General features: G+C 62.9%; 27 protein-coding genes, 1 tRNA gene and 6 pseudogenes. 12 read left to right on the forward strand and 22 right to left on the reverse strand.

Annotation, left to right across the window (positions count from 1 at the left end; all coding sequences use genetic code 11):
• Nucleotides 1-95: 95 nt before the first annotated feature.
• Together pgmG and H9L14_RS01245 are read right to left on the reverse strand one after the other, a co-directional pair.
• Nucleotides 96-1,478: a phosphoglucomutase/phosphomannomutase PgmG gene (gene pgmG, locus H9L14_RS01240; protein ID WP_187708905.1), complete on the reverse strand. Its 1,383-nt coding sequence runs from the start codon at nucleotides 1,476-1,478 to the stop codon at nucleotides 96-98.
• A 63-nt stretch (nucleotides 1,479-1,541) separates the two neighbouring features.
• On the reverse strand, nucleotides 1,542-2,336 hold the full coding sequence (locus tag H9L14_RS01245; RefSeq protein WP_187708906.1) for a division plane positioning ATPase MipZ: 795 nt from the start codon (nucleotides 2,334-2,336) through the stop codon (nucleotides 1,542-1,544).
• A gap of 79 nt (nucleotides 2,337-2,415) precedes the next feature.
• On the opposite strand from H9L14_RS01245, the pseudogene panC reads away from it, so the two are divergent.
• Together panC and H9L14_RS15395 are read left to right on the forward strand one after the other, a co-directional pair.
• Nucleotides 2,416-3,257 (forward strand): annotated as a pseudogene (gene panC / locus H9L14_RS01250) (pantoate--beta-alanine ligase).
• A gap of 77 nt (nucleotides 3,258-3,334) precedes the next feature.
• Nucleotides 3,335-3,633 (forward strand): annotated as a pseudogene (locus H9L14_RS15395) (hypothetical protein).
• 111 nt (nucleotides 3,634-3,744) lie between these two features.
• On the opposite strand, the gene H9L14_RS01260 reads toward H9L14_RS15395, so the two are convergent.
• The 4 genes and pseudogenes from H9L14_RS01260 to H9L14_RS14900 form a co-directional block, all read right to left on the reverse strand.
• Nucleotides 3,745-4,227 carry an OmpA family protein gene (locus tag H9L14_RS01260; RefSeq protein ID WP_187708908.1) on the reverse strand — a complete coding sequence of 161 codons (483 nt, stop codon included), beginning with the start codon at nucleotides 4,225-4,227 and terminating at the stop codon, nucleotides 3,745-3,747.
• Nucleotides 4,224-5,348, reverse strand: coding sequence for a Tol-Pal system beta propeller repeat protein TolB (gene tolB, locus H9L14_RS01265; protein WP_246444320.1), 1,125 nt, complete (start codon nucleotides 5,346-5,348; stop codon nucleotides 4,224-4,226). The genes H9L14_RS01260 and tolB overlap by 4 nt, the downstream gene beginning before the upstream one ends.
• A gap of 53 nt (nucleotides 5,349-5,401) precedes the next feature.
• The gene (locus tag H9L14_RS16410; RefSeq protein ID WP_281389402.1) at nucleotides 5,402-5,530 is read right to left on the reverse strand and encodes a hypothetical protein; all 129 of its coding nucleotides are present in this window, start codon (nucleotides 5,528-5,530) and stop codon (nucleotides 5,402-5,404) included.
• Nucleotides 5,527-5,981: pseudogene (locus tag H9L14_RS14900) on the reverse strand (YbgC/FadM family acyl-CoA thioesterase). Before H9L14_RS14900 ends, H9L14_RS16410 begins: the two are co-directional and overlap by 4 nt.
• Before the next feature lie 107 nt (nucleotides 5,982-6,088).
• Between H9L14_RS14900 and H9L14_RS01280 the strand changes: the two are divergent.
• Nucleotides 6,089-6,535 (forward strand): hypothetical protein, encoded by a 447-nt coding sequence (locus H9L14_RS01280; protein ID WP_187708911.1) that lies wholly within the window; start codon nucleotides 6,089-6,091, stop codon nucleotides 6,533-6,535.
• On the forward strand, nucleotides 6,528-6,734 hold the full coding sequence (locus H9L14_RS01285; protein ID WP_187708912.1) for a helix-turn-helix transcriptional regulator: 207 nt from the start codon (nucleotides 6,528-6,530) through the stop codon (nucleotides 6,732-6,734). Before H9L14_RS01280 ends, H9L14_RS01285 begins: the two co-directional genes overlap by 8 nt.
• Here the strand turns inward: H9L14_RS01285 and H9L14_RS01290 are convergent.
• The gene (locus tag H9L14_RS01290) at nucleotides 6,694-7,860 is read right to left on the reverse strand and encodes a DUF3089 domain-containing protein (RefSeq protein ID WP_187708913.1); all 1,167 of its coding nucleotides are present in this window, start codon (nucleotides 7,858-7,860) and stop codon (nucleotides 6,694-6,696) included. The two genes, H9L14_RS01285 and H9L14_RS01290, sit on opposite strands and share 41 nt — an antisense overlap.
• A pseudogene (gene ruvB, locus H9L14_RS01295) lies at nucleotides 7,857-8,899 on the reverse strand (Holliday junction branch migration DNA helicase RuvB). The gene H9L14_RS01290 and the pseudogene ruvB overlap by 4 nt, the downstream one beginning before the upstream one ends.
• A gap of 79 nt (nucleotides 8,900-8,978) precedes the next feature.
• Here ruvB and H9L14_RS01300 point away from each other — a divergent pair.
• Nucleotides 8,979-9,890, forward strand: coding sequence for a dipeptidase (locus H9L14_RS01300; protein ID WP_187708914.1), 912 nt, complete (start codon nucleotides 8,979-8,981; stop codon nucleotides 9,888-9,890).
• Between the two features lie 53 nt (nucleotides 9,891-9,943).
• The gene (locus tag H9L14_RS16415; protein WP_187708915.1) at nucleotides 9,944-10,099 is read left to right on the forward strand and encodes a membrane dipeptidase; all 156 of its coding nucleotides are present in this window, start codon (nucleotides 9,944-9,946) and stop codon (nucleotides 10,097-10,099) included.
• A 3-nt stretch (nucleotides 10,100-10,102) separates the two neighbouring features.
• Here the strand turns inward: H9L14_RS16415 and H9L14_RS01310 are convergent, their stop codons facing one another.
• The 6 genes from H9L14_RS01310 to H9L14_RS01335 are packed head-to-tail and all read right to left on the reverse strand — an operon-like array spanning nucleotide 10,103 to nucleotide 13,154.
• Nucleotides 10,103-10,504: a GFA family protein gene (locus H9L14_RS01310; protein ID WP_187708916.1), complete on the reverse strand. Its 402-nt coding sequence runs from the start codon at nucleotides 10,502-10,504 to the stop codon at nucleotides 10,103-10,105.
• Complete coding sequence (locus H9L14_RS16420; protein WP_343070206.1) at nucleotides 10,501-11,139, reverse strand: L,D-transpeptidase family protein; 639 nt, start codon at nucleotides 11,137-11,139, stop codon at nucleotides 10,501-10,503. Before H9L14_RS16420 ends, H9L14_RS01310 begins: the two co-directional genes overlap by 4 nt.
• A complete protein-coding gene (ruvA, locus tag H9L14_RS01320; RefSeq protein WP_187708918.1) occupies nucleotides 11,072-11,665 on the reverse strand; it encodes a Holliday junction branch migration protein RuvA in 594 nt (197 codons plus the stop codon). The genes H9L14_RS16420 and ruvA overlap by 68 nt, the downstream gene beginning before the upstream one ends.
• A gap of 12 nt (nucleotides 11,666-11,677) precedes the next feature.
• Nucleotides 11,678-12,166, reverse strand: a complete 489-nt coding sequence (ruvC, locus tag H9L14_RS01325; RefSeq protein ID WP_246444321.1) for a crossover junction endodeoxyribonuclease RuvC — start codon at nucleotides 12,164-12,166, stop codon at nucleotides 11,678-11,680.
• Nucleotides 12,159-12,902, reverse strand: coding sequence for a YebC/PmpR family DNA-binding transcriptional regulator (locus H9L14_RS01330; protein WP_187708919.1), 744 nt, complete (start codon nucleotides 12,900-12,902; stop codon nucleotides 12,159-12,161). The genes ruvC and H9L14_RS01330 overlap by 8 nt, the downstream gene beginning before the upstream one ends.
• A 9-nt stretch (nucleotides 12,903-12,911) precedes the next feature.
• A complete protein-coding gene (locus H9L14_RS01335) occupies nucleotides 12,912-13,154 on the reverse strand; it encodes a DUF2312 domain-containing protein (protein ID WP_187708920.1) in 243 nt (80 codons plus the stop codon).
• A 120-nt stretch (nucleotides 13,155-13,274) separates the two neighbouring features.
• Between H9L14_RS01335 and pyk the strand changes: the two are divergent.
• Together pyk and H9L14_RS01345 are read left to right on the forward strand one after the other, a co-directional pair.
• Nucleotides 13,275-14,737, forward strand: a pseudogene (gene pyk / locus H9L14_RS01340) (pyruvate kinase).
• Nucleotides 14,738-14,801: 64 nt separating this feature from the next.
• On the forward strand, nucleotides 14,802-16,088 hold the full coding sequence (locus H9L14_RS01345; protein WP_187708921.1) for a hypothetical protein: 1,287 nt from the start codon (nucleotides 14,802-14,804) through the stop codon (nucleotides 16,086-16,088).
• Here the strand turns inward: H9L14_RS01345 and H9L14_RS01350 are convergent.
• Nucleotides 16,085-16,819 carry an ADP-dependent NAD(P)H-hydrate dehydratase gene (locus H9L14_RS01350; protein ID WP_187708922.1) on the reverse strand — a complete coding sequence of 245 codons (735 nt, stop codon included), beginning with the start codon at nucleotides 16,817-16,819 and terminating at the stop codon, nucleotides 16,085-16,087. The genes H9L14_RS01345 and H9L14_RS01350 overlap by 4 nt on opposite strands.
• Nucleotides 16,820-16,952: 133 nt before the next feature.
• Nucleotides 16,953-17,714 carry a histidine phosphatase family protein gene (locus tag H9L14_RS01355; RefSeq protein WP_187708923.1) on the reverse strand — a complete coding sequence of 254 codons (762 nt, stop codon included), beginning with the start codon at nucleotides 17,712-17,714 and terminating at the stop codon, nucleotides 16,953-16,955.
• 130 nt (nucleotides 17,715-17,844) lie between these two features.
• Here H9L14_RS01355 and H9L14_RS01360 point away from each other — a divergent pair, with 130 nt between their 5' ends.
• From H9L14_RS01360 to H9L14_RS01375, 4 genes and pseudogenes are all read left to right on the forward strand, one after another.
• Entirely contained in the window at nucleotides 17,845-18,372 is a 528-nt protein-coding gene (locus H9L14_RS01360; protein WP_246444323.1) for a PH domain-containing protein, read from the forward strand.
• Nucleotides 18,350-19,834 (forward strand): PH domain-containing protein, encoded by a 1,485-nt coding sequence (locus tag H9L14_RS01365; RefSeq protein ID WP_187708924.1) that lies wholly within the window; start codon nucleotides 18,350-18,352, stop codon nucleotides 19,832-19,834. The genes H9L14_RS01360 and H9L14_RS01365 overlap by 23 nt, the downstream gene beginning before the upstream one ends.
• Nucleotides 19,831-21,581 (forward strand): annotated as a pseudogene (recJ, locus tag H9L14_RS01370) (single-stranded-DNA-specific exonuclease RecJ). Before H9L14_RS01365 ends, recJ begins: the two are co-directional and overlap by 4 nt.
• Nucleotides 21,582-21,625: 44 nt before the next feature.
• Nucleotides 21,626-21,701 (forward strand) — tRNA-Glu (locus H9L14_RS01375).
• A 107-nt stretch (nucleotides 21,702-21,808) separates the two neighbouring features.
• On the opposite strand, the gene H9L14_RS01380 is transcribed toward H9L14_RS01375, so the two are convergent.
• From H9L14_RS01380 to H9L14_RS17250, 6 genes are all read right to left on the reverse strand, one after another.
• Complete coding sequence (locus H9L14_RS01380) at nucleotides 21,809-22,126, reverse strand: type II toxin -antitoxin system TacA 1-like antitoxin (RefSeq protein WP_187708925.1); 318 nt, start codon at nucleotides 22,124-22,126, stop codon at nucleotides 21,809-21,811.
• Nucleotides 22,119-23,195, reverse strand: coding sequence for a tyrosine-type recombinase/integrase (locus H9L14_RS01385; protein WP_187708926.1), 1,077 nt, complete (start codon nucleotides 23,193-23,195; stop codon nucleotides 22,119-22,121). Before H9L14_RS01385 ends, H9L14_RS01380 begins: the two co-directional genes overlap by 8 nt.
• A 288-nt stretch (nucleotides 23,196-23,483) precedes the next feature.
• A complete protein-coding gene (locus H9L14_RS01395; RefSeq protein ID WP_187708928.1) occupies nucleotides 23,484-23,663 on the reverse strand; it encodes a hypothetical protein in 180 nt (59 codons plus the stop codon).
• Nucleotides 23,663-24,100, reverse strand: coding sequence for a hypothetical protein (locus H9L14_RS01400; RefSeq protein ID WP_187708929.1), 438 nt, complete (start codon nucleotides 24,098-24,100; stop codon nucleotides 23,663-23,665). The genes H9L14_RS01395 and H9L14_RS01400 overlap by 1 nt, the downstream gene beginning before the upstream one ends.
• 17 nt (nucleotides 24,101-24,117) lie before the next feature.
• Nucleotides 24,118-25,110, reverse strand: coding sequence for a rep family protein (locus H9L14_RS01405; RefSeq protein WP_222949882.1), 993 nt, complete (start codon nucleotides 25,108-25,110; stop codon nucleotides 24,118-24,120).
• Between the two features lie 663 nt (nucleotides 25,111-25,773).
• Nucleotides 25,774-26,430 (reverse strand): MobA/MobL family protein, encoded by a 657-nt coding sequence (locus H9L14_RS17250; protein WP_187708931.1) that lies wholly within the window; start codon nucleotides 26,428-26,430, stop codon nucleotides 25,774-25,776.
• Nucleotides 26,431-26,666 lie beyond the last annotated feature (236 nt).

The following is a 26,666-nucleotide window of genomic DNA, read 5'->3' on the forward strand; positions in this document are numbered from 1 at the left end:
CGATGTAAGCGGGTCCGCAACAGACTGGCGGCCGCCGCCGGCTCTGCTCCCTGCCAATCGAGTCGGTCAATTCCCAATGCGATGGACCGAAGGCCTTAGTGGCCGTCGCCCTCGGTGCGTTCGACGCCGGACAGCGAAAGCTGCTCGTCGATCTGGCCCATAAGGCGTTCGAGGCCCGCGTCGTCGCGAGCTTCGGCGCGGGCGACGAGGACGTCCTGCGTGTTGGACGCGCGGAGCAGCCACCACCCATCGTCGGTCATCACGCGAGCGCCGTCGGTCGCATCCACCCGCGCTCCATTGCTCGAAAGCCGCGCGAGGATTTCCCTTATGACGGCGAACTTGCGGCTTTCATCGACTGGGAAACGAAGCTCCGGAGTCACGATCGACTTCGGCATTTCGTCGACGATCTGGGTCAGCGATTTGCCCGATGCGTTAAGGGCCTCGATCAGGCGAACGGCTGCATAGAGCGCATCGTCGAAGCCGTACCAGCGATGCTTGAAGAAGATATGGCCGCTCATCTCGCCAGCTAGCGGGGCCGCCGTCTCGATCATCTTCGACTTGATAAGGCTGTGCCCGGTCTTCCACATCAGCGGCTTGCCGCCGATCTTGGCGATATGGTCGAACAGGATCTGGCTCGCCTTCACATCGGCGATGATGGTTGCCCCGGGCATTTCCTTCAGCACCGGCTCGGCGAGGATCATCAGAAGCTGGTCGCCCCAGACCACGCGGCCCTTGCTGTCGATGGCGCCGATGCGGTCCGCATCGCCGTCGAACGCAATTCCGAAATCAAGATTCTTCTCCGCGACGAGTGCCTTGAGGTCAGCGAGGTTCGCCTCGACCGTCGGGTCGGGATGATGATTCGGGAAGGTGCCATCCACGTCGGTGTGGATCGCGAAATGCTCGCCCGGCAATTTCTTGATGAGCTTCTCGAGCGCGGGACCGGCGGCGCCGTTCCCGGCGTCCCAACCGATGCGGAACGTTCCGCCCTGGAAGCCCTGCATCAGGCGATTCACGTAGGTGTCGAGCACATCCACCTGGTCGACGTGGCCATGGCCCTCTGACCAGTCGCCGTCGGCAGCGCGGCGGCCAATCGTCTGAATCTCATCGCCAAAGACCGAGCGGCCGTTCAGGAGCATCTTGAACCCATTATAGTCGGACGGGTTGTGGCTCCCGGTGACCTGGATTCCACCCTGCACGCTCAGCGTGGAGACGGCGAAATAGAGCATCGGGCTGGGTCCGATACCGATGTCGTCGACGTTGATGCCGCCTTCGATCAGGCCGCGGATCAGCTCGGCCGCGAGGATCGGCGAGTGAGTACGGCCGTCCCGGCCTACGGCGATGCGGGTTGCGCCTTCATCGGTGGCCAGAGCGGCGAAAGTCCTGCCGAGCGCATAGGCATCGGCCTCATTCAGCGTTTTTCCAACGATTCCGCGAATGTCGTACTCGCGAAGGATGGTGCGATCGAAGCTATGGGTCATTGAACTCGCTATTTAACAGGAACTTGGTTCGGCGCGCCGCAATGACCCAATCGGCGCTGCCGTTCAACCTGCCGCTGCGATGGGCTCTTCGACGCCGGGGTCAGGAATGCCGAGCCCCGCGATCATCTCGCGAAGCTCCTGCCGAGCGGTGATGTGACCGATGCCGACTTCACCGAGCTGCTCGAAATCGAGCAGGGTGAGGCCTTTCGGGAACAGTTCACGATAGATGACGCGTTCGCCCAGGCCCGGGATGACCCGGAAGCCGACCCGGCGGGCCAGTTCGTCGAGCGCCGCGCCGACTCGGCGCAGGTTGTGGCTCTCGATGTGCTGCAGGCGATTGCGGAGCACGACCCAGTCGACGCTCTTGCCGGTGTTCTTCGCGCGCTGCGTCCGGCTGTTCCAGATCAGCTCGGCATAGAAGCTGGGCCGCGTTATCTTGTAATTTTCCGGATGAACCTGGCCGATCAGGTCAAGATCGACGAAGCTGTCGTTCATCGGAGTGACCAATGTGTCTGCCTTGAGAATTGCCGCGCGAGCGATCGGATCGTCGCGGCCGGGCGTGTCGACAACGATAACGTCGACCTCCTCGCTGAGCTCGCGCAGGGCGAGATCGAGGCCTTCGACGCTGTCGCCTTCGAATACGCGATACTTTGCCTGAGGCAGGTTCTTGCCGAGCCGGCGCATCGTCGCATCGCGGTTCTCGAGATAGCGGGTCATGGTCCGCTGTCGGCTGTCCAGGTCGAGCGCGCCAACGACATGTCCGGTCGCTGCGAGGGCGACAGCGGTGTGAACGGCAGTGGTCGACTTGCCGGTTCCGCCCTTTTCATTGGCGAAGACGATGAAATGCGGCTGGGCCATGTTCCCCACCCCCTTGCACTTTTCCCACGCGGCTCCAAGAACCGCGCCCCGTTAACCGTTTACTTAAAGGTCGGATTCCTTGCAAATAATCCGTGAGGCCAGCCAATTGCCGTCAGCCCTCATTGCCATGGGGGACGGCGGAAAGAGTCTGGCGCTCGTTCCGACCATGGGCGCTCTCCACTCCGGACATCTCAAATTGATCACGGAAGCAAGCCGTGTCGCCGACCGTGTCGCTGCGACGATCTTCGTCAATCCGCTCCAGTTCGGCGCGAACGAGGACTTTGATCGCTATCCCGGCAGGAAGAGAAGGACGCCGCCATGCTGGAGGAGGCGGGCTGCGACCTGCTCTGGCTTCCGCAGCCCGCTGAATTTTATCCGGCCGGCTTCGCGACGACGGTCAGCGTGAAGGGGGTAAGCGACCGCTGGGAAGGGGAAGCGCGGCCCGGCCATTTCGATGGCGTCGCGACGGTCGTTGCAAAATTGCTGTGCGCGGTGCGGCCCGACATCGCCTTGTTCGGTGAGAAGGATTTCCAGCAACTCGCCGTCATTCGGCGGATGGCTCTGGACCTGCAGCTCGGCATCGAGGTCCTGGGCGTACCAACTGTCAGGGACGAGGATGGCTTGGCTCTATCATCCCGGAACGCCTACCTCTCGCCCGAAGAGAGAAGTAATGCAGTGGAGCTTCCGCGCGCACTCAACGAGGCGGCGGAGGCGATTTCATCCGGCCTGCTGGTTAGCGATGCGCTGGCCGCTGCGAAGGCACGGCTGACGAGGGCCGGCTTTTCGCGGATCGACTATGTTGCCCTCGTCAATGCGCTGACGCTTGAACCGCTGGAGCAGGCGGGCGGCCCGATGCGCCTGATTGCTGCAGCCCTAATCGGCCGCACGCGCCTCATCGACAATATCGCCGTCGGACTGTGACTCTGACGCCACGACGCCGTTAACCATTTATTTGCCATCTGCGTCCGAAGTTCACCCCGTACCAGGGGAGAGTTCAAGTGGGTGCAATTAGCCAGAAGAGCGCGGAATTCCTTATCCGCAGCCGCCTCGCAGATGCCGAGCGCGGCAATGTCGACGCCTTGTTCGAACTGGGCGTCACCTATTCGACCGGCCGGGGGGCATCACGGTCGACCTCGTCGAAGCGCACAAGTGGTTCAACCTCGCGGCTCTCAATGGCTGCACTCGCGGGCAGCAGTGCCGCGCCGAGATCGCCATCGAGATGACTGCTCGCGAGATCGCCGAGGCCCAGCGCCAGGCGCGTGCCTGGCTCGGCTCGCACCAGCGCTACGCCGCCTAACGATTTCCGGGCTGTGGCTGCGGCCAAGGCTGCGGCGGCATCCAGGGCTGCAGTTGCTGCGGCGGCTGCTTCAAGACGGTGACGACGCGGCTGTTCTGCAACCAGGTCGCGTCATGGACCGCATCGCTGGTCGGACGTTCCCGGCCCAGCTGACAATTTGAAGCTGCTGGGCGGCACGCCTGACGCAATCAGGTAATTACGAACCGCCGCCGCGCGCCGCTCGCCGAGCGCCAGCGCGTAATCGCGCGTCTGCCGGACGTCGGCATGACCCTCGATGCTCGCGTTCACATAAGGATGCATGATCAACCACTGGGCCTGGGCGGTCAGCGTGGCCTGGGACTGCGGGGTCAGCACGTAGCTGTCGCGGCCGAAGCGGACGGTGTTCGAACCCGCCTTCAACTTGAGATCCTGTTCGAGCACCGGGACCGCAAGCACGGGCGCCTGCACGCCGGGATAGCCGGGCGCAGGTTGCGGATAGCCCGGCTGGGGATATCCGGGTGCGGGTGCCGGCGAATAGGGATAGGGCTGGTAGCCTTGGGCGGAAGCGGAGGTACCAACGAAGGCGGAAGCCAAAAGCAACGCACGCATGATCATTGGACCACTCCCGACCAGCTCGGGTCGGCGCCCGGTTGCGGCGTGGCGACGGCCTTCGGTTCTCCGCCGCCGATCGAAACCATCAGCAACGACCCAGTGCCCGTGCCCTGCTGGGTCCGCTGGAACATCACCCACTCGCTGTCCGGGGACCAGCTCGGCGCCTCGTCCTGCCAGCCATTGGTCAGGAGCTTCTCGTCGCCGCCGCTCGCGTTCATGATTCCGATGCCGATGGTCGAACCGTTCCAGCGCGAGAAGGCGATCCTGTCGCCGTCAGGGCTCCAGACGGGCGAGGAGTTCGAGCCTCCGCCGAAGCTGATCCGGCGCTGGCCCGAGCCGTCGGTATTCATGACGTAAATCTGCTGGGTGCCCGAGCGGTCGCTCTCGAAGACGATCTTCCGACCGTCTGGCGAGAAGCTCGGCGAGGTGTCGATGCCCGGCGTGGTGGTCAGCCGCTGCGGATAGCCGCCGTTCGCGTCGACCACATAGATGTCGGTATTACCGTCCACCGCCATCGAAAAGGCGATCGAGCGTCCATCCGGCGAGAAGCGCGGCGCAAAGCTCATCGACGTGGATTGCAGGAGCTGCCGGTCGTTGCTTCCATCCGCGTCCATGATTCGGATGTGCGGCATTCCGCCGGCGAAGCTCATGTAGGCGATGTGCTCGCCATCCGGCGAAACGCGCGGGCTGGTCACGGTGACTTCGCCCTGGGTGAGATAGCTGTGGTCGGTCCCGTCCCAGTTCATGATCGCGATGCGTTTTACCGGCTGCATGCGCGAACCCGTTGCGGCGACATAAACGATGCGGCTGTCGAACAGGCCGGGCCGCTTGGTCACCGCGGTGTAGAAAGCGCCGGCGCAGCGGTGGGCCGCGCGCTTCCATTCGGTTGCCGCCACCGCGAATCCCTTGCGGGTCATCTCTCGGCGCTGCTTCAGGTCATAGAGATAGCAGACGACATTGATGCGGCCGTCGTCGCGCGCTTGGACATAGCCCGTCACCAGCGCCCCGGCGCCGATGTTCGCCCAGTTCGGGTAAAGCGGCGCACCTGCCTCGGTCGGAGTGTAGTGCCGTAGGTTCTCAGGGCCAGTCGGATAGATCGACCGCGTGGTTCGAAGGTCCGACACGATCTGCTGCGCGATCTGGATGCCGATGACGCCGGTTTCGCCGCCGTCGGTCTTCAGGTTCTTGGGGTTGGAAACTGCGGGACCGCGAGGACGATCTGTCCTCCGGACTGGGCTTGCGCCGCGGTGCCCGCGACGAAGGCGGCGACGGCGAACAGGCTGGTTGAATTGATAAAACGCATCACTTCCCGGTCGTTATTCGATTGAACCGCTCAACCCAGTCCTTCGGCTGGCGTTGCGGCCGGCCATCGCTGTCGAGGTAGGCGGCTGTCACCCTCGCGTCGGTCAATTGTTCCGTTCCACGGATGACCCGCTGATGAATGTCCACGGATGCGGCGCGAACGGCGTCGACGGTGCTTATGACAATCAGGTCATCGCCGAGCCGCGCGGGCTTGCGATATCTGATGTCCACCTCGGTCACGAAATAGGCACTGCCGTCGCCCTGAGGGCAGCACCCTGGTCGACACCGACGGCGCGGATCATGTCCGACCGCGCACGTTCCATGAACTTCAGATAGTTCGCGTAGTAAACGACGCCTGCCGTGTCCGTGTCCTCGAAGTAGACTGTCAGCGCGAAATGATGCTCCGCCCCGACAAATCCGCCGCGATAGGGTGTGTCGAGGTGCGCCAGGCTCATCCCGTTCGCTTACCGGCCGCTGCCGCCCGCCGCAAATAGGGCGCTTGACTCATGTGTAACCCCAAGGTTACATGTAACGCATAGGTTACTTGATCTGGGGATTTGGAATGGCTGAGACGAGCAGCGAGACGGCAGAGAGGTTGAGCGGCAAGCGGGCGCGAATGTTGTTCGTGCTCGCGGCGATCTTCCTGTCGCAACAAGCCTCTTACTTTTCCAGCCGGCACGACCTCGTCAGCTCAGCCGGCCACTTCAAGATCGCGGCCTGGGTCGTGCTTTCGGCCGTTCTACTGCTGATGCTCGCGACTGGCGGAGCCTGGTTTCGGTCGGCGGAGGTCCGAGCCCTTCTCAACGACGAAACTACGCGGGAGCATCGCCGCACCGGATTCGCGAACGGCTTCTGGGCGGCCTGCCTGACTGCTATCGGGATCTATGTCGTCGACCTGTTCGAGCCGGTATCCGGCCGCGACACGGTCCACATCATCCTGACTATTGCCATCGCGGTAGCAATGCTGACCTTCGCACGGCTGGAGCGTCACGCGCTTCGCGATGGGTGAGCGGCTCGCCAACGGATTGAAATTGCGGCGGACCGAGCTCGGCCTCACTCAGGCCGAGCTCGCTGAGCGTGTCGGGGTTACTCGCAAGACCATCAACACGGTCGAGAATGGCGTGTTCACACCCTCCGCGATGCTCGCGATCAAGCTCGCGGAGGCGCTCAGCGTGCCTGTTGAGAAGTTGTTCTGGATCGAGCGCTGACGTCCTCGACCTGGCGGATCATGTCGCCCTGTGCCTCGGCGACGTCCGCCAAATGCATTCCCCAGCCGGGAACGAACATGCCGAGGATCCCGACCTCGCCGTAGACGCGGTCCGTGCGCTTGCTGTTGGGGTCGGCGTTGGTTCGGATCGAGAGATAGCCGAGTTGGCCGTCGTTGACGCAGCGCGCCGAGACCAAACCTTCGGTCCGCACGAACTGGGTCGGCGGCGCACCCTCGCTCGACCAGCTGATCGGACCGCCCGGGACTGGTAGCCCGAAACGGGTGTTCCAATAGCTGTCGAGGCTCTCCCATGCGGTCGAGCCGGGTTTCGCCGGATTGGTGCAGGCGACGGTCATTCCGGGAGCAGGCGCGTTGCCGAAGATCGCGCCGGCGGGCGGGACGTTTTTCTCGCGGAAGCTGACCCAGGTCATGACGCAACCCGTTTCGCCCGGCGACGAGCAGATGGGCGTCGATTTCAGCGTGCCGCCGACCGTCTTGCCCTGCGGGACGAGCAGGTTGAAGCCGGGCAGGATGGCGAGCCGCATTTGCTTCGCGATCGGCTTGCCCTCGATCTCATGCTTGATGAGCTGCTGGAGCATGAGCGAGCCCTGGCTATGGCCAATAAGAACGAACGGGCGGCCTTCGTTGTACTGCCGCAGGTACGTGCGCCAGGCGCTGGCGACGTCGGCATAGGCGAGCATCGCCGGCTTGGTGACATCGGCGCCCGCCGCGGCCGCTGCCACCGCACCAAGCGTCATCTGGCGATAGACCGGAGCGAAGGTGCGGCAGACGCCGGCAAAGCGTGCGAACTGCACCTGTGTTGCCGAGCGCTCGCTGTTGTCGACGGTGAGGTCGCTGTTCAGTCCCCGATCGTTAGAAACCGTCGGGTAAACGTAGAAGCAGTCGACCGCCGCATCCTTGGCGACTTCGCTGCGTCCGACAGAGCCGTAGCCGTTAGAATTAAGCGCGGTCGTCGGCAGCGGCGTCGAACAAATGTCGGACCGGCCAGGAAGGCAAAGCCAGTTCGCGTCCTTCGAATAATCGACGGCTGCGGGAGATGCCGCGGGCTGGGCGGATGCGGGTGTAGCCGCGACGGCGGCGAAGGTCAGCAATGCAGTGCGGATCACTTGGGGCTCGCTCCCGGGTCGAACAGGCCTGCCTGCGCGCCGGCGGGTGGGTTCAGGCCGAGGTGAGTATAGCCGCGGCCGTTCAGACAGCGCCCACGTGCCGTCCGGGCGATGAGGCCAAGCTGAATGAGATAGGGCTCGATCACGTCTTCGATGGTGTCGCGCGGCTCGCTTAGGCCTGCGGCGAGCGTTTCCACGCCGACTGGGCCGCCGCCGTAGAGATCGGCGATCATCGTCAAGTAGCGGCGATCCATTGCATCGAGGCCGAGCGCGTCGATCTCCAGTCGCGAAAGTGCCTTGTCGGCGACGCCTTCGTCGATCTCGTCTGCTCCAACTGCGTGGGCAAAGTCGCGTACGCGGCGGAGCAGCCGGCCGGCGATGCGCGGAGTTCCGCGTGAACGGCGGGCGACTTCGCGCGAGCCGTCATCGGTGATTCCGACACCCAGCAGCCGCGATGCCCGGCGGATGACCTGCTCAAGCTCCTCGACCGTGTAGAAGTTCAAGCGGACGGGGATTCCGAACCGATCGCGCAACGGGGTCGTCAGGAGGCCCTGGCGGGTGGTTGCTCCGACCAATGTGAAGCGCGGAAGGTCGATACGGACGGAGCGAGCCGATGGGCCTTCGCCAATCATCAGGTCGAGAGCACGATCCTCCATCGCAGGATAGAGGACTTCCTCTACCGCGGGATTGAGGCGGTGAATCTCGTCGATGAACAGGACGTCGCCGTCCTCGAGGTTGGTCAGCAGCGCGGCCAGGTCGCCGGACTTGGCAATCACCGGACCCGACGTGGCGCGGAAACCGACGCCCATCTCGCGGGCAAGGATCCCGGCGAGCGTGGTCTTTCCGAGGCCGGGCGGTCCATGAAACAGGACGTGGTCGAGCGCCTCCCGCGGCTCTTCGCAGCGTTCACGAAGATGCGCAGGTTCTCTCGCGCAGCTTGCTGGCCGACGAACTCGTCGAGGCTTTTCGGGCGAAGCGCGGCATCCGCGTCTTCGGTCGTGCGCTCCGGCGTCGTGATTCGGGCTGGGTCGGTCGCCATCTCTGAGATTTGATTCGCAGATGGACGCGCCGCCGACAAGGCGCTTACTGTTGCTTGATACGTGAACTTGCGGGGCGACATGCAGGTTGATCGACGGACTTTGATTGCGACGGGCGCAGCGGCCCTGGTCGCCGGCCCGGCTTTTGCGCAGCGGCGCGCAAGCAGCGCCTGGTACGACCGGGCAATCATCATCGATGGACTTGGTGGTCTCGGCGATCCCTACACGCCGGAAGAACAGTTGCGGATGAGCGACCGTGGCTGGATCGAAACGCTTCAGACGGGCGTGACGGTCATCCGCGACACGGTGATGCCGGTCGGCAATGTCGTCGACCCGTGGGGCGACTACCAGAAGGCCATCGCCGAGAAGAAGAACATCTTCAACGCCAATCCCGACTATCTTCTGCCGGTCAAAAGCGCCGCCGACATTTTGAAGGCGAAGCGCGAGAAGAAGCTCGGAGTGATCGTCGGCACGCAGGACACGTCGATGGTCGGTCCTGAGCTGGATCGCCTGGCTCAGTTGAAGAAGGACGGCGTGTTGACCGTTCAGCTGACCTACAACAACCGTAACCTAGCGGGTGACGGTGCGCTCGAGCCGGCCAATGCAGGGCTATCCAAACTTGGCCGTGCGACGATCGAGCGGATCGAGGCGGAAAAGCTGCTTCTGGATTTGAGCCACGGCGGAGCAAGGACGATGGCGGAGGCAGCTGCGCACGCGAAGCGCCCGCTGGTGATCAGCCACACTGGCGCCCGCGCGCTGACCGACCACGTCCGCAACACGAGCGACGAGACGATCAAGGCCGTTGCGGACAAGGGCGGGGTTGTCGGCGTCTATTTCATGCCCTTCCTGACGCTCGACAGCCATCCGAAGGGCGAAGACCTGCTGCGTCACGTCGAACATATCGCCAACGTAGCGGGTGAAGATCATGTCGGCATTGGCACCGACAATGGGCCCTTCCGCAGCTCCTCGATGCCGAAGCGAAGGAAAAGCTGAAGAAGTGGGCGCTCGACCGGATCAAGGCCGGAATCGCAGCGCCGGGAGAGGGCGTGGACGTCTATCCGATGGTCGAGGATTATAACTCGGTCGACCGCTATCGCCGCTTTGCTGCGGACCTGCAGAAGCGCGGCTGGAGCGATGCGCGGCTCGAGAAGCTGATGGGCGGCAATTTCCTGCGCGTCTATCGCGAGGCTTGGGGCGGCTGAGCCTTAGAGGGTGTGTTCGACGCCGTCGCCGACGATGTCGATCCAGTCGTTCTTGCGCTTTTCCCAGACCGAGAATTTCGGTGAGGCAAAATAGGGGTCGTCGAACGCCCCTAGCGGGATGGCAATCAGGCCGTCGAACTTGCCGTTGATCTCATAGTGGACGTCCGAGCCGCATTCCGGGCAGAAATGGAACGTGCCCGGGTTGCCGCTATCAGCGACGATGACCCAGCTCTTCGACTGACCCTCGACCGTCACCTGCTCGGCCGGCCAGCGGGCCTGCACGGCGAAAGCGCTTCCAGACCTCTTCTTGCAGTTGAGGCAGTGACAGGCGGAAACCCGCACCGGATCGCCCGTGACCGTCACCTTGAGCTGTCCGCAGCGGCAGGATGCGGTGCGCGTCGTCACGCCTGTATCTCCACCGGCGTGCCGTCCCTTACGGCTTTGTAGAGCCACTCAATTTCGCGGTTGGTGACTGCGACGCAGCCGTCGGTCCAGTCGAACTCGGTGTGCCGGCTGCCGATCCAGCCGCGGTCGTTTGGAAGGCCGTGAATCATGATGTCGCCGCCGGGATTCACGCCCCGCTTGGCCGCTGCCGAAACCTGTTCAGGTGTCGGATATCCGATCCGGAGCGACAAATGGAATGCACTGTTCGGGTTGTGTCCGACAATTCGGTAAGAACCTTCCGGCACTCGGCCATCGCCCTGTTGCTGCTTGGGCCAGGGTCGCCGCGCCCGATCGCAACGCGAAATTCGCGGACCAGCCTGCCCTGGCGGTAGGCCGACATGAGATGGGCGGACTTGTCGACGCGGATCAGGTCGACCGGGCCCGGATCCGGGCGCTCGCATCGGCTCGAACGGTAATTCCATGCATGGCCTGTCTCGAGGCAGGAATCGATAGCCGAATATGCGCTGGAGGTGATTGCGCAGGCGCTGAGCGGCAGTGCGAGAAGGAGCGTAAATGCGCGAGCGCGCGTCACTTTGCCGCTTTGCGGAGCGCCAGCCGAACGAGGTCGTCGAGGCCGGCCTCCGGACCGAGTTCATCTTGGGCAGCGTTCACCGCAGCACTCGCTTCCACAGGCTTGAATCCGAGATTGGCGAGTGCGGACATCGCATCCGAAGCTGCTCCGCCGCGCGCTGCCGGCACCAGCGATGCGCCCAGCCCGGCGACGCCGAGCTTGCCCTGAAGTTCGTTGGCGATGCGGGCGGCAAGCTTCGGGCCGACGCCGTTGGCTCTGCCGATCATGGCCTTGTCGCCTTGGCTTACGGCGCGGGCGAGTTCGTCGGGAGAGAGGACCGACAGGATAGCGAGCGCGAGCCTGCCGCCCACGCCTTGAACGGACGTGAGGGCGCGGAACGAGTCTCGCTCGACCTGCGATCCGAAACCGAACAGAGTCCACGCGTCCTCACGGACCTGGAGCTCGGTCAGGATCAGAATCTCGCCGCCGATCGGCCCGAGTACGTCGAGCGTGCGGGCGCTCGCGTGGATGAGGTAGCCGACACCGCCGACATCGACGATCGCCGTGTCGGCGCTGATTTCGGCGAGGATTCCGGACAGGCGGGCGATCATGTCTGCCTAGGCTTAGGCGATGCGGCGGGCGCTCGCCAAGTGATGTGCATGGGTGATCGCGATTGCGAGGGCGTCGGCGGCGTCTGGCCCGGCGATTTTCGCCCCGGGCAGCAGGCGCGAGACCATCGCATGGACCTGTACTTTTTCCGCATTGCCGTTGCCGACGACGGCCTTCTTCACCAGCCGGGCGGCGTATTCGGCGACGGGTATCCCGCCGCGAGCGGCCGTCATCAGGACGACTCCTCGCGCCTGGCCGAGCTTGAGGGTCGACTGCGGGTTCTTATTGACGAACACTTCTTCGACCGCCGCAGCGTCGGGTTCGACCTCGGCAATTAGCGCCTCGAGCTGGCGAGCCAGGTCGGCGAGCCGCTCCGGCAGTGGCACGGCAGTGTCCGTCTTCAGCTGTCCGTTAGCGACGTGGGAAAGTCGGTTGCCCTCTGCCTGGATAACGCCCCAGCCGGTAGTCCCAAGGCCAGGGTCGAGACCCAGAAGCTTAGGCAAGCTTCTCCAGCTCCTCATCCGGGACATTGTAATTGCCCCAGACAGTCTGGACGTCGTCGTCGTCTTCCAGCGCGTCGATTAGCTTCATCAGCGTCGCTGCATCGTCGCCGCGAACTTCGACTTCGGTGCCGGGCTTCCAGCCGAGCTTGACGGCTTCTGCTTCGCCAAGCGCGCCCTCGAGCGATTTTGCTACCTCGTGGAGCGAATCCACCGAGGTCCAGATTTCGTGACCTTCTTCATCCGATTCGACATCGTCCGCGCCGGCTTCGATCGCGGCTTCCAGAACCTTGTCGGCATCGCCTGCAGCGGCACCATATTCGATCAGGCCCATCCGCTCGAACCCGTGGCTGACCGAGCCGCTTGCGCCGAGGTTGCCGCCATTCTTGGAGAAAGCGGTGCGGACGTTGGTCGCCGTGCGGTTGCGGTTGTCGGACAGCGCCTCGACGATGATGGCGACGCCGCCCGGGCCGAAGCCCTCGTAGCGGATTTCCTCATAGTTCTCGGCGTCCGAGCCCGATGCCTTGTCGATCGACCGCTGGATGTTGTCCTTCGGCATCGACTGCGCCTTGGCGGCGAGCACCGCCGCGCGAAGGCGCGCATTCATCTCGGGATCGGGCAGGCCCATCTTGGCAGCGACAGTGATTTCGCGGCTGAGCTTCGAGAACATCGCCGAGCGCTTTTTGTCCTGCGCGCCCTTGCGATGCATGATGTTCTTGAATTTGGAATGGCCTGCCATGGCGGTTCCTTACGCGAGACCGAGCGCGTTGCGATAGGTTTCGAGAACGGCGTCCTGCTCCTGGCGCGTATGCGCCTCCATCCTGCGCAGACGGACGATCATGCGCATGATCTTCGGGTCGTAGCCGTTGGATTTCGCCTCCGCGTAGACGTCCTTCACGTCGTCCGCGATGCCCTTCTTTTCTTCTTCAAGCCGTTCAATTCGTTCGATGAAAAGCCGCAGCTGATCGGCCGCGACGGTACCTTCCGCCATCTGTCACTTGCCTCCGTTCAGGGATTCGGCCCGGCTGTAAGCGAGCCCAAGCTGCCGCTCAAGCCGGTTGAATGCGGGGCGCAACGCGTTATTGCCCTCGCGACATTGGAAGGAAGCAAGTTGACCGAGCCGCTGCGACCGCGCTCCCGCAAAGTGAAGATCCTGGCGACGCTGGGACCGGCCTCGAGCAAGCCTGAGATGATCAAGAAGCTCATGCTGGCCGGAGCTGACGCTTTTCGAATCAACATGAGCCACGGCGACCAGAAGTCGAAAGCCAAGCTGGTCGAAGCGATCCGTGGGCTGGAAAAGGAACTCAAGCGGCCGACGACGATCGTGTTCGACCTTCAGGGACCGAAGTTGCGTGTCGGAAGCTTCGAGGGCGGGTCGGCGCAGCTCGAAAAAGGCGCGAAGGTCGTGCTCGACCAGGATGACACGCCGGGCAACTCCAAGCGGATGGAATTGCCCCACCCGGAACTCTTCGCGGCGATTGGTCCGGGCGACCGTCTGCTTATCGACGACGGCAAGGTTCGGCTGAAGGTGGTGGAAGCCGGCGAGCAGAAGATCGTCGCCGAGGTGATGGTCGGCGGCACCGTCTCCAACAACAAGGGCGTCAACGTCCCCGACGTCGTCGTGCCGATCCCGGCCTTGACGGAAAAGGACCGCTCCGACCTGCAGTTCGCTCTGGAGCAGGGCGCCGACTGGATTGCGCTTTCGTTCGTCCAGCGGCCGGAGGATGTCGCCGAAGCACGCTCGCTGATTGGCGAGAAAGCTGCGCTGATGGCCAAGATCGAAAAGCCGGCGGCGATCGATCGGCTGATCGACATCATCGCTCTTGCGGACGGTGTGATGGTCGCCCGTGGCGACCTTGGAGTGGAGCTTCCCCCGAGCAGGTACCGCCGCTCCAGAACCGGATCGTCGCTTCCGCCCGCCAGTTTGGAAAGCCGGTGGTCGTCGCGACCCAGATGCTCGAATCGATGATCACGTCTCCGACGCCGACACGCGCCGAGGTGAGCGACGTCGCCACCGCAATCTACGACGGTGCGGACGCGGTCATGCTTTCGGCGGAAAGCGCCGCAGGCAAATATCCGATCGAGGCCGTGACGATGATGGATCGCATCGCCAACAGCGTCGAACGCGACCCCGTCTACTCCTCGCGCATCCATTTCACCGAGACGCAGATGGAGCCAACGATCGCGGACGCGCTGTCAGGTTCGTCGCGGCAGATCGCCGGCACGGTCAATGCGAAGACCATGGTCGTCTTCAGCAAGTCGGGCTCGACGGCCCGGCGTATCGCCCGCGAGAGGCCGCCGGTTCCGATCCTGGCGATGAGCCCGTCACAGACCACCTCGCGGCGCATGGGTCTCTATTGGGGTGTCCATTCGGTGCATTCCAAAGATGTTTCGAGCTTCGAGGAAATGGTCGGCAAGGCGAAGCGCATGGCGCTCCGCCACCACCTCGCCGAAGGCGGCGACCGGGTCGTGATCATGGCCGGTATTCCGTTTGGAACGGCCGGTTCGACAAATGTGCTCCACGTCGTCCGCCTCGTCGGCGACGAGCTGGAGCGCCACACGACGCCCGAATAGAACTTCCGGCAATTGACAGCTTGGTTGCCCTGGAAGAGCCTGCGCCTTCCAGGGGGTGCCTGCCATGCGCAAGTTGCTTTTGACCCTTACGGCGGCGTTCGGCCTGATCGCAGCCGCTCCTGCGTCCGCAAAAACCGATAGCATCGACGCAATTGCTCAAGACTATGTGAGCCTCGCGCTCGACGCCAAGAAGGTCGATCCGGATCTTATTTCGATCAATTCGCCTGCACTCGAGCAGGCCGTTGAGAGCAAGCTTCCGAAGCCCGTGCCGGCGGCAATGGTCACGCGCAGCGGTGAGTTGATTGCTCGGCTCGACGCTCTGCCGAAGCCCCAGGAGCGGCTCGAAACCATGCGGCTCCATTCCTTACGCGCACGCCTCGCTTCGCTTCAGGCTCATTTGCAGGTGATGAGCGGCGCAAAGCTTCCAATCGGCGAACAGGTGGAGCGGTTTTACGGGTTCAAGCCGGACTTTCGCCCGCTCAGCGCATATGACCCCGCCCTCGAACGGCTCGACAAGGCCATTCCCGGACCGGGAACGCTGGCGGAGCGTATTGCTGCGCTGAAGACGGCCGCCCTAGTTCCGCCTGACAAGATCGAGCCGGTCTTCAACGCGGCGCTTGCGGAATGCCGTCGGCGAACGGCGCTGCACATGAAGCTTAGGCAGCCTGAATCAGTGGAGGTGCAGTTCCTCCATGATCAACCGGCTCCGGCCGAAGACGTCTATCAAGGTGATGGTAAGAGCCGGGCACGGATCAATCTCGACAGTCCAGTCGATGTTGACCGGCTTCTCGCGGCAGCCTGCCATGAAACCTACCCGGGCCATCACAGTCACTTCGTAAACATCGACGACGCGTTGGTGCGGAGCCGGGGCTGGCACGAGTTCGACGTAGAGATCGAAGATGGCCCCCAATTCCCCGTCGCCGAGTCCGTAGCGGAATACGGAGTTGGCCTGACATTCCCAGTCGAGGAGCGCATCGCTTTCGAGCGCGACGTTCTCTACCCGCTGGCGAGCCTGAAGATGCAAAACGTCGATGCGTGGCGAGCCTACATTTCCGCGCGCCCCGACGTGTTGGGAGCGACCGCGACGGTTGCTCGCGACTATCTGAGCGGCGCCATCGATCAGGCCACCGCACACAAGCTCTTCATCCGTTACCGCCTGCAGACACCAACGGCCGCAGGACAGATGCTGAAGATGCTCGATGCTTTCGGGAGCATGGTCATCGCATCCGACTTTGGTTGGTATGTGATGGATCAGTCGATGCAGGGCAAAAGTGTCGACGAGCAATGGCGCCTTTTCCGCCAGATCGAACGCGAGCCGATGCTTCTCGAGGACGTGGCGGCGCTTCGTTAGCGCGCAAGCAGTGCCGGGATTTCGTCCGGGATTTCGTGTGCGAGGAAGCCGATCGGGCCGACCTTTCGAGCCAGCGTTTCGCCGGCTTCGCCGTGGAGGAGCACTGACCAAAGCAAGGCCGTGAGCGGCTCCGCGCCTCGGGCGAGCAGGCCGCCGACGATTCCCGCCAGCGTATCGCCGCTTCCCGACACTCCGAGACCGGGCGCGCCGCCGCTGAAGGACCAGGCCCGGCCATCTGGCGTCACGACATGGCTGGTCACGCCCTTCACCAGGACATTCGCCTGGTAGAGCTCGGCCGCTCGAATGCCGCAGCCGATCGGATCGTCATCAATCTCTTCCTCCTCGGAATCGAGTAGCGAAGACAGCTCGCCGGCATGCGGCAGCAGGCTCGGATGCCCGCCTCTGCGTAGCTCCGGCTCGCCCCGTTTGAGGCTGTGCAGGAGCGCCGCATCCAGCACGACGCTTGCGGGACTTCTCAGCAGTTGCTCGGCAAGAAGCGCGCCGGTCTTCGCAACGGCCATCCCCGGACCGGCAACAACAGCATCGACGTGATCCGCTTCTTCCCGGATTTGGTGGATGGCAGTGCGGGTGAAGCCTCCGTCTCGCGCTTCCTCCAGTCCGACCACCAACGCTTCCGGCATGGCGATCGACGTTTGAACCGCGACGCTCTTGCCCGTCACCATCCGCAGCTTGCCCGCGCCGGCCCGCATAGCAGCCGTCGAGACGAGCAAGGCCGCCCGGCCATCTCCCGCGAACCTGCGACGATGAGGATGCGGCCCTTGGTCTCCTTGTCGCCATCGACCACTGGCGGCAGCGGGAATTTATTCAATGCTGAACGGGTGAGCGGTTCGCCGCGCTTCCGCGTCATCGCGTTCCGGTCATCATGTCGGGCTCGGCAGTCTTCGGCGCTCCCTCGGCTTCGAGTGGCGCTCCGTGGTTCCACACCTCAAGCTTCGGAACGCAGACCCCGCTCGCGTCCGGCTCGAAGTCGTAGCGGACGATTCCGCAGTTCAAGATCTCAGACTGCTTGTCGATCTTCAGGATGTCAGGCTCGGTCAGCTCCTCGAGGATGTAGCGCATGCACAGCACCACGACCTGGTGGCAGACGATGAGGACACGCCTGTCGCAATAATGGAGGTTGATGGTGTTCATCGCCGACCGCAGCCGGAGGATGACATCAGCCCAGCTCTCGCCTCCAGGCGGGCGGTGATAGAATTTCCCGAGCTTTGTCCGGTGAGCGGCTTCCTCCGGAAATTTCTGTTGGATCCCGACGCGGGTGAGCCGGTCGAAGATCCCGAATTCGCGCTCGCGCAGGCGCTCGTCGATCACGAGCCTGGAGGGTCCGCTTAGCCCTCCCGCGCCGCAGATAGCTTCCGCAGTCTGTCTAGCCCGCAGGTAAGGGGAGGACAGGATGACCTCGGGCCGCTCTTCAACCGGAAGCGCCGCGAACCAGTGTCCTGTCGAACTCGCCTGCTGGTGGCCGAGCTCGGACAGGGGAACGTCGACATCCCGGACTCGAATGTCGATTTCATGCAGCCCCGCCTCATCGGCGGCATCGCGCGCGACATTGCCCTGGCTTTGCCCGTGCCGCACCAGCCACAGCTGTGCCGGCCAGTTCTGCCGCATACTCTCCCATCTCCTTCACCGGCAGTAAGCATGAAAGCCCGCCGCGGTTCCTAGACGGAGGGCGGCCCGCTCCACATATTGCGGCCTCGCGCCACTTGGTGAACAAGGGCCGCGGGGCAGTGGAGGGGCAATGGCTTCGGATATCGAAATGATTGCGGAGGCGGTGCTTCCCTCCTCCGGCTTCCCTGTCGATCCCGACCTCCTGCCGGTCGAGCCTGCTTACAAAAACGTGCTTCGGGCTCGGATGTCCGTCGTCTGGCTCGTCCTTTGGGCCGCCGGAGCTGTCGCGGACCAGGCAATGCTTCAGGAAACGGCCGCTGCCGGGCTTCCGACCTTCGTCATTCCTGCGCTGGCGGCAGTGGCAATCCTGACCGCGCCGGAGCGGATCTATCGGCGGCTTCTCTACAAGCTCACCGATCGCCTGCTCCAGGTCGTCCGCGGCTGGCTGTTCCATGTCGACACGGTCGTTCCTTTGGTCCGGGTCCAGCACATCGACGTCACGCGTGGTCCGCTCGAAAAGGCGTTCGGCTTGGCAACTTTGGTCGTGCACACCGCGGGCACGCACAACAGCATCGTCATGCTTCCCGGTCTTGCACCCCAGCGGGCAGCAGAGATCCGCGACATCATCCGCGAACATGTCCGAACCGACTTTGCGTGAGGACACGGCGGTTGGCCCGCCGGAGCACCTCCATCCCTTCTTCCTGCTGACTGGCCTTGGCGGATCGCTGCGAGGAGTCGCCGGCGGCTACGTGGCCATCGGTTATCTGGCCGTCTCCGGACGGTGGGGCACTGCCTTCTTTGGAATGCTCGCCCTGATCGCCTTCATGACGATCGGAGTCTTCCTTTACTGGAGACGGTTCGAATTCCGGGTCGGTGCGAACGAAATCCGGATCGACAGCGGCATATTGAACCGTACGCATCGCTCGATCCCGTTCGACCGGATTCAGGACGTCGACATCACGCAGGGACCGCTCGCCCGCGTACTTGGCCTCGCACGCGTGAAGTTTGAGACCGGAGCTTCGGCGGGACAGGAAGAGGGCGTCCTTCAGGCCATTCGCCTCGAGCGCGCCGAGCAGCTGCGAACACTGGTCCGAGCACGCCGCACTCATGCCGTCTCTCTGGAGCCTAACGCGGAAACGGTCGAGCCGCCGCCCGTCTACGAGATGACGTTCCCCCGTTTGCTATTGGCCGGAACATTCAATTTCTCGCTTGCCATTTTCGCCGGATTGTTCGGTCTCGCCAGCTCTCCGCTCGGCGAAGCGATGGGCTTCGATCCCTTCAGCCGGACCTTCTGGGTAAGCATCTTGAGCGTCAGCGGTCCGGCCCGCGAGCTCGTTATGGCCCATCGTTTCGCGACGGCAGCCGCAGGATTGGCTCTGCTAATCCTGCTTGGGGTCGTGACCGGCATTATCCGCACAGCTCTCACCGACTTCGGATTCCGCCTCGACAGGACCGGTGTCGGACTTCGCCGGCGCCGCGGGCTCTTCACCCGGACGGACGTCACTTTGCCCGTCAGCCGCGCGCAGGCCGCCGTGATTGCGACCGGACCGGTGATGGATCGGCTTCGATGGCGCGAGTTTCGGGTCCAGAGCCTTGCCAAAGACGAGAGTAGCAAGGGCTCGCACGTCCTCGCGCCGCTCGCGAGAGACGCGGAAGTCGATCGCATCGTCGGCGAACTCGGCTGGCAGCCGCTCCCGTCGCGCATTGCGTGGACCCGCGTGTCGCTCGAGTTTGTAATCGTGCTGGCGATCGCGCTGGCGCCGTTGATCTTGGTGGCCATCGGCAATCTGGTGTTCAATCCGCTTTTCGGCGGACCGTTTCTCGCCGTGCTGCTGGGTGCCTTGGGCCTGCGCTGGCTGGCGTGGCGGCGAACAGGCTATTCCCTCGATGGCGACCGGATACTGGTGCGCACAGGCTGGTGGCGGCGGCGGATCACGATTCTGCCCGCACGGAAAATCCAGAGCGTCGACCTCCGGGAGAATTTCATCACCCGCGCGTTCGGAATCGCCTGGCTGCAGTTCGGCGTGGCGGGTGGGGGCATGACCGGCCATTCCATCCCCGCTATCCCCAGTGGGGAGGCGCGCAAGTTGCGCGATCTGCTGCTAGACATGGGCGCATGACGTTCGCACTTGGGGTGGAGCGCTCGGTGGGCGGCCAGCCATGGAAATGGCGTCGTTCGGGCGAGCCTGGACTGACAATGGATGCACTGGTGGACGAGCTTCTGCTCGCCCGCGGGGTCGCGCGCGACGATCTCGAGCGCAATCGCAAGCCGACCATTCGCGACTTCCTGCCTGATCCCTCCGCTTTCAAGGACATGGACAAGGGTGCCGCGCGGTTGGCCGACGCGGTGCAGGCGGGCGAGACGATCGCGATCTTTGGCGATTACGACGTCGATGGCGCGACGAGCTCGGCATTGCTCGTGCTGCTGCTGAGGCAGCTCGGTGTCGACGCGATGGTCTATATTCCCGACCGTCTAATGGAGGGATACGGCCCGTCAGGCGCCGCTTTGGTCGAACTGAAGAACCGCGGCGCAACTCTGGCCGTCACTGTCGACTGCGGAGCGCAGGCGTTCGAGGCGCTGCAGGAAGCCAAGGACGCAGGCCTCGATGTGATTGTTGTCGACCATCACCAGTGCGCGGCACTGCTTCCGGTTGCCTTTGCGATGATCAATCCGAACCGGCTCGACGAAAGCGAAACCGGGTCGGCACACGGGCATGTCGCCGCGGTCGGAATGGCGTTCCTGCTTGGCGTTGCGTTGGTTCGCGAGTTGCGTGGACGCTGCTTCTTCGCGGATCGCGAGGAACCGAAGCTCATCGACTTGCTCGATCTCGTTGCACTTGGGACAGTGGCTGACGTGGCGCGGCTGCACACGCTCAACCGCGCCTTCGTGACGCAGGGCCTGAAGGTCATGGCGGGCCGCCACAATATCGGGATGAATGCGCTCGCGGCAGCCGCGCGGCTGGTGAAGGCGCCCAGCTGTCGTGATCTTGGCTTTGCTCTCGGACCGCGCATCAACGCGGGTGGTCGCGTCGGGAAGTCAGATTTGGGTGTGCGCCTGCTAACCTCGACCGATCCTGAGGATGCGCGGGCAATTGCTGACGAACTCGACCGATTGAACGAAGAGCGCCGGGCCATTGAAATGCAGGTCTGCGAGCAGGCGCTCGAACAGGCCGACAAGCTAAACGGCGCTCCGGTGCTGACAGTCATGGGAACCGGATGGCATCCGGGCGTGATCGGAATCGTCGCCGGGCGCGTGAAGGAACGGTTCGGCCGACCCGCGATCGTCATTGCCGAGACCGAGGACGGAACCGGGAAAGGCTCGGGCCGGTCGATCGGGGGTGTCGACCTTGGCGCGGCCGTGCTTGCTGCGAAGGACAGCGGCCTGCTCGTTGCGGGCGGGGACACGCAATGGCAGCTGGACTCACGCTAGCGCCGGGCGGCCTGGACGCTTTTCGCGAATTCATCAGCGAGCGATTGGCCCCGGACGTCGAGCGTGCGCTCGATGGCCGGGCGCTGCTGCTTGACGCATTGCTTGCGCCGGGCGGCGTCGTGGGAAACCTTTGCGACGCGCTGGACGCGGCGGGTCCCTATGGTTCGGGCTGGCCGGCACCGCGGGTAGCCGCCGGGCCGGCTCGCTTGCTGAAGACGGGCATCGTCGGGGATGGCCACATCCGCGGTCTCGCATGCGGGGATGACGGCAAGAGCTTCAAGTGGATCGCCTTCCGGATTGCGGCCACCGAACTGGGTCAGGCCTTGCTATCATCACCCGGCGACAGGCGGTGGTGGCTGGCCGGGACGATCAAGCGCGATGAGTGGAATGGCGGCAATGCGGCCGAGATGCATCTAGAGGACGCGGCACTCGCTTGACCCGCGCAAAAGCCTCCCCTAACGCGCACTCCGCTTCTTGGAGCGGCCCCATCGTCTAGCGGTCTAGGACGTCGCCCTTTCACGGCGAAAACACGGGTTCGAGTCCCGTTGGGGTCACCACCCTTCCTGAAAAATGGCGCTTTTAAGCGATTTTCTGAAAGGTTAGACAAATCGACTGTCTAACGGTTAGACAAATTTGGGCCTGTCGCCGGCGGCATGAAAGACATTCACTCCTCCCAGGGCGCCTTCCGCTTCATCAGATTCTTGAGCTCATTGTTGGGCTCAGGCGGATTCTTCAGCACCTGCTCGAACTCTCGGCTCTGCTTGGCCTCAAGCTTCTTTCGATAGCGCTCGGCGTACGGATCGTGCGCGATGGTGATCGACCCGGGCGGGAAGCTGCCGAACAATGAGTTCTGCCTGGCCAGCTCCTCGGCTGTCACGCGGCCTGCTTTCAGGTCAGCTTCGTCCTGATCGCGAGCTGCCTGCTTGGCCTTACGGTGCTCGACGGGATCGAAGGTGCCCGGCTTGTTCGTTCGCTTAGGCAAGATCAGGGTCGATATCGCTGAAGCGGTTTATGACGCGCAGCAGAGTGACGTCCGCCAGACCTTCCTGAGCAACGGCTTCGGTATACGTCGCAACCTCTTGGTCGCCCTTCCAGCCACCGACGGCCTTCAGCTCCTGATTGGTTCCCCCCGCCATAGCTGCACGAACGGCGCCTACTTTGCGAAGCCCATGGGCAGTGCAGTGAGTCAAGCCAGCTTCGTTACAGCGATCCCGGAACCAGTTACCCACGCCAGCGGCAGTGAACGGCTTGCCGAACTCATTCACCAGGAAGGTTGTTAACCCAACGGAGGGCATCGCATCGATCGCGCGCTTCAGATCGGGCGCGATGGGAAGCCAGAGGTCAGCATCGTTCTTGCTGGCCCGGTAGTTGATCTTGCCGCGGACGATATGCCTCGGGCCGAACAACCGCGCGTCACCGCGTCGCTGCCAGGTCCACAAAACGATTTCGAGAAAAAGCCGTGCCTTCGTGCCGAGCGGATGCCGCTTCTTGAATGCAACGATTTCTTCCTCAGTCCACGTGTGATAGCCGTTGATCTTCGCTTTGCCGACGCGCTTCGCCTTCTTCACAGGGTTCGACGCGATCCACTCCAGCTTCTCCGCATAGTTGAAGAGCCGAACGAGCTGCTTGCGCAGATTCACGGCCGCGACGGCACCACCGACCTCTCGTCCCTTGCCGTTCTCCCGCTTCTTCGAACGAGCGAGCAGGATGGCCTCGATGTGCTGGAATTTGAAATCCTCGACGAGGTCGTTGCCGAATTCTTCCCGAAAACTCTCGATAAGGCCACGCCGGCGGCGCTTGTTGTCAGCTCCACCCGAATCTTCGAAGTCCGCCGACTTGTAGTAGCGAGCACAAAGGTCGTGCACGCTACGCGGCGGCCATCGGGGCTCGAGGTCCTGTCCGCCTAGCAGTGCCTGGTATTCAGCATCGAAGCCCGGCTGATCCGGCAGGTGCTTCATGTAAACGGGCTTCTGGCCAGTCTTCCGAAAGCGAGCGCGAAGCTTCTTGTGCCTGTCGGGGCTGACGGTGACGTTCTTGTAGCGGGTCTTCATCGAGGATCACCAACCGTTATAGGCCCAGTATTCCGCATGCTGGCACACGGTCTGAGCTTCTTCAGGATTTGAGGAAAGAAGCATGTCGAGGCCGGTTCGGCCGTCGAACGCCTTGTTCGAAGCTCGAAGCCAACAGGCTGCTCTAGAGGCCGGAAGGATGCCCATAAGGGCTCGTGCCAGCCGCACGAGATGCGACTGACGCTCCAGATCAACCAACCGCGCGCGAACGTCCGCTGAGAGCCCCAACGCGTCCGCGGCGGTGTTGAAGGCTTGAGGAGTGGTCATCGATCAAAGCACCCTGTCCAGAGGGTTTGCACGGACGACGGGAAGCGGTGCTCCATCGCTGAACTCGAACACGACATTGCCGTTCGCTTCAATGGTCACGCGAGCAGGGCTGAAGCCGGCTTTCTTGCAGCCCTTGAGTGCGCGAGCGATGTCCTCCTGACGGATGCGAGCGGGAGCGGTCATCAGGCCGCCTCCAACATGATCGGAATCGGCTCAGAAAGACGCTCGAACACCTTCCGGTGACGAGCGCCATATCGCGCGTATCCCTCAACGTGATCGCCCAGCCTATCCAGGATCCAGCCGTCCTCTAGAGCGACGTCGAGGATAGAGCGTCCGTGCGCAGCGCGAACAAACAGATCGTCCATGTAACCACTGCCGAGCACCGAGAGACTGAAGAGATCGAATTCGACTACGTGAGAAATCGGATCCTTCTTCTCAACTTCGATCTTGGCCTGAGCCATCGTCATCGGAAGCTCGCCGTCGGCGATCTGCTCATCCGTGAGCTCCTCGCCGATATCGAAGCGCTCGCGGAGACCTTCGACGTAGCCGTCCTTAGTTTTATGGCCCGGCGTCCAATACATCCGCCGCTTGCGCCACGTCCCGCGACCATAATCGAGCACCAGCTCGCGCGCCCGCTCTACAGAGAGTATGGGAAGGCCCGCGGCCTTTTGTTCCTCGGGGAAGGCCCCGAACCATCGGCAATCTCGAGAATATCCCAAAACGTGCGTGACTTCTTCCGACCCATCTTCGCGGTCGACTTCGTCATTTCAGCGGACGCTTCCCAACGGTTCTTCCCATTAGCCTCGAGTTGAGCTGCGCGGTCAGGACACTTCGCCAGATAATCATTGGCCGACCACACGATGCTCACATCGATGCCATGTTCCCGGTCAGGTGCACGATCTTCGCCAAACACCTTCTTCGCTGCCGCTTCCCACTGAGGAAAAACCTTATCGGCAATCAGCTTCTCGAGGGTCGGGCCATCCATGTTTTGACTATCGACTCCCGCCAACACCGGATCGAGAATCCACAGCTCATGATTATGCGGGTGCCAGCCATTCCAACCGTGTGTAATCTCAGTCGAGCGAACCAGCCCTTGGAAGCCGAGCGACTTGCGAAAACGTTGGTAGCCTCCGCGCTGCCGCATCGTGCGCAAGGCACCGGAGAGCCCATCCATAGACTCGCGACACGTCTCAGCGATCGTATGCGGAAAGGTGTGGGTGATCATCACAACCAGATGGCCACGAGCCCTTGCAGTCTCGATCAAACGTTTGACTTCGTCGCCGCGAACGCGCTCGATCTTCTGAGCGCATTCTCCGCAGAGCCAAACGCTCCCGCAACGCATAACGCCCTTCCAGACTACCGATCCGGATACGCGCTGCATTGCAACCAGAGTTGTCGCCTGGCGGTGACAGCACTGGCCACACGCCACGACAGGAAACCATTTGCCGGCGTCATCACCAGCTTCCTCGCGCTCCTCATCGGTGCGGGGAGCTTGTCCCTTATACTGCTTCATCGCCATGCGGCGGAGCTTGACGGGACGTTTGGCAACACTGTCCCTTCTTTCTACCAAGGCGGCTTCGCCGCTGGATAGTAAGGCTTCGGGCGTTGCGCCGGACCCTGCATTGCTCACCGGTCCAGACTTTCCAGCCACCGGTAGAAGCAGTCATCGCAGACGAGCGTACGAGCGCTGCACCTTATTACGGACAGAACGAAGAGATTGCCTGCGACGTGGCGAATCTCGCGGTGGATAGCATTATGCGGACACATGTGGCCGCTCCCCCTGGATTGGGGCAGCTTGGCTCAGCCTTGTGATCTCAGTCGGCTCGCGATAGGTTTCTTCTTGCACAAAGAGAGCGCGAGCTTTCTTGAGACCCGGCAGCCTGGCTGCCGGGTTTTTTAGTTGCAGCCGATCGACGCGAGCGCGGCGCGCTTCGTCGGACAAGCGCGGACGATCTGTCCCGTGTGGTCGACGATCACTGCGCCACCGTTGGTGGCGCCCACCCCGGTAATGATGAAGACGCCCTTCGACCTAACGAAATACGTAGGAACGACGTCCCGGTGTTCGCAAACGCTCTCAAAGGCGCGCAAAATAGACGGAAGAGAAGACATGAAGTGGCCTCCGGTAAGAGAGCGACCACTTCTCCATTTTGGACCGTGGGCCATTCCGGCAACCGGTTAAGAACCGGCAGCGACTTCTGTCTGAAACTAAATGTAATCGTCGATGAGTAGTTGGCAATAGAAAAGTAGGAAAAAGCTTTTGACTTTACTAAAGCCTACGCGTTCGATCAGGTCGTCAGGCATCCCCGCAGGCCCATTCGACCCATGCCTGTCGGAGGCAACCGTTCAAGCGACGGTAGAGCGGGTATGAGACACCTGCGTAGGTCCTCCGCCCGAAATATCGAGAGCTTATTAGGATGTGTACATGCGGCGGACGGCCGGCGCGCGGGATGTGGCCAGCGATCTCGGCTACAATGCCGGCGGGGAGGACCGATCGCACAAGATCTACAACCTGATCCATCCACTCGCCGCGGGAGAGACCGGGTCTCAAGTCACCACAAACGTGCCACGCTCTCACTCCATGGAGATCACCAGAAGCCTCAATCGCCTCGTCAGCGAGCTGCCATCTTAGGAATGGACGATGAACCCATTCCGGCGCCTCGTCGGGCACGATGCTGGTGAGCATGAAGAGATCCTCGGCCCGGGAGGAGAAATCATGGATCGTGACGTCTCCCTTGGTGAAGCGTGTACGACGAATGTAAGCAGCCTCACGCAGGGCCGTTCTAAGCTCATTTACAGGATGACCTTGCTTAGGATGTGTCACGACCGGCAGGCATCTGAATGGAAGGCGTTCCATAGGCATTAGGCGGCCCGCCTGTTCAGCGTGAACATGAGCGGGCTTCATCGTCAGCGCGCAAGGGACGATCGCGGGATAGAGCGCGTAATCATTCATCTTGGAGATCTTCCAGGCTGGAGAGGGACGAACAGCCGTCCTCTTTCATCGGGCCTGAGGGCCAACCTGGCCTCCCATTTAGTCCCTTCGCCATCGCGCCTTGCGCGTCGGAGGCGTCAACGAGGCAAAAACATCTCTGACCCACGCGGAAATCCCTGGAGGATTTAGGTGGACGCCGAACGGACGCCGAAGCGAGTTAGGTGAAGTATTCCGCGTAGGTTTATTTCGCGAAGCGA

The sequence above is a fragment of the Sphingomonas sediminicola genome (assembly GCF_014489515.1).
GTDB lineage: Bacteria > Pseudomonadota > Alphaproteobacteria > Sphingomonadales > Sphingomonadaceae > Sphingomicrobium > Sphingomicrobium sediminicola.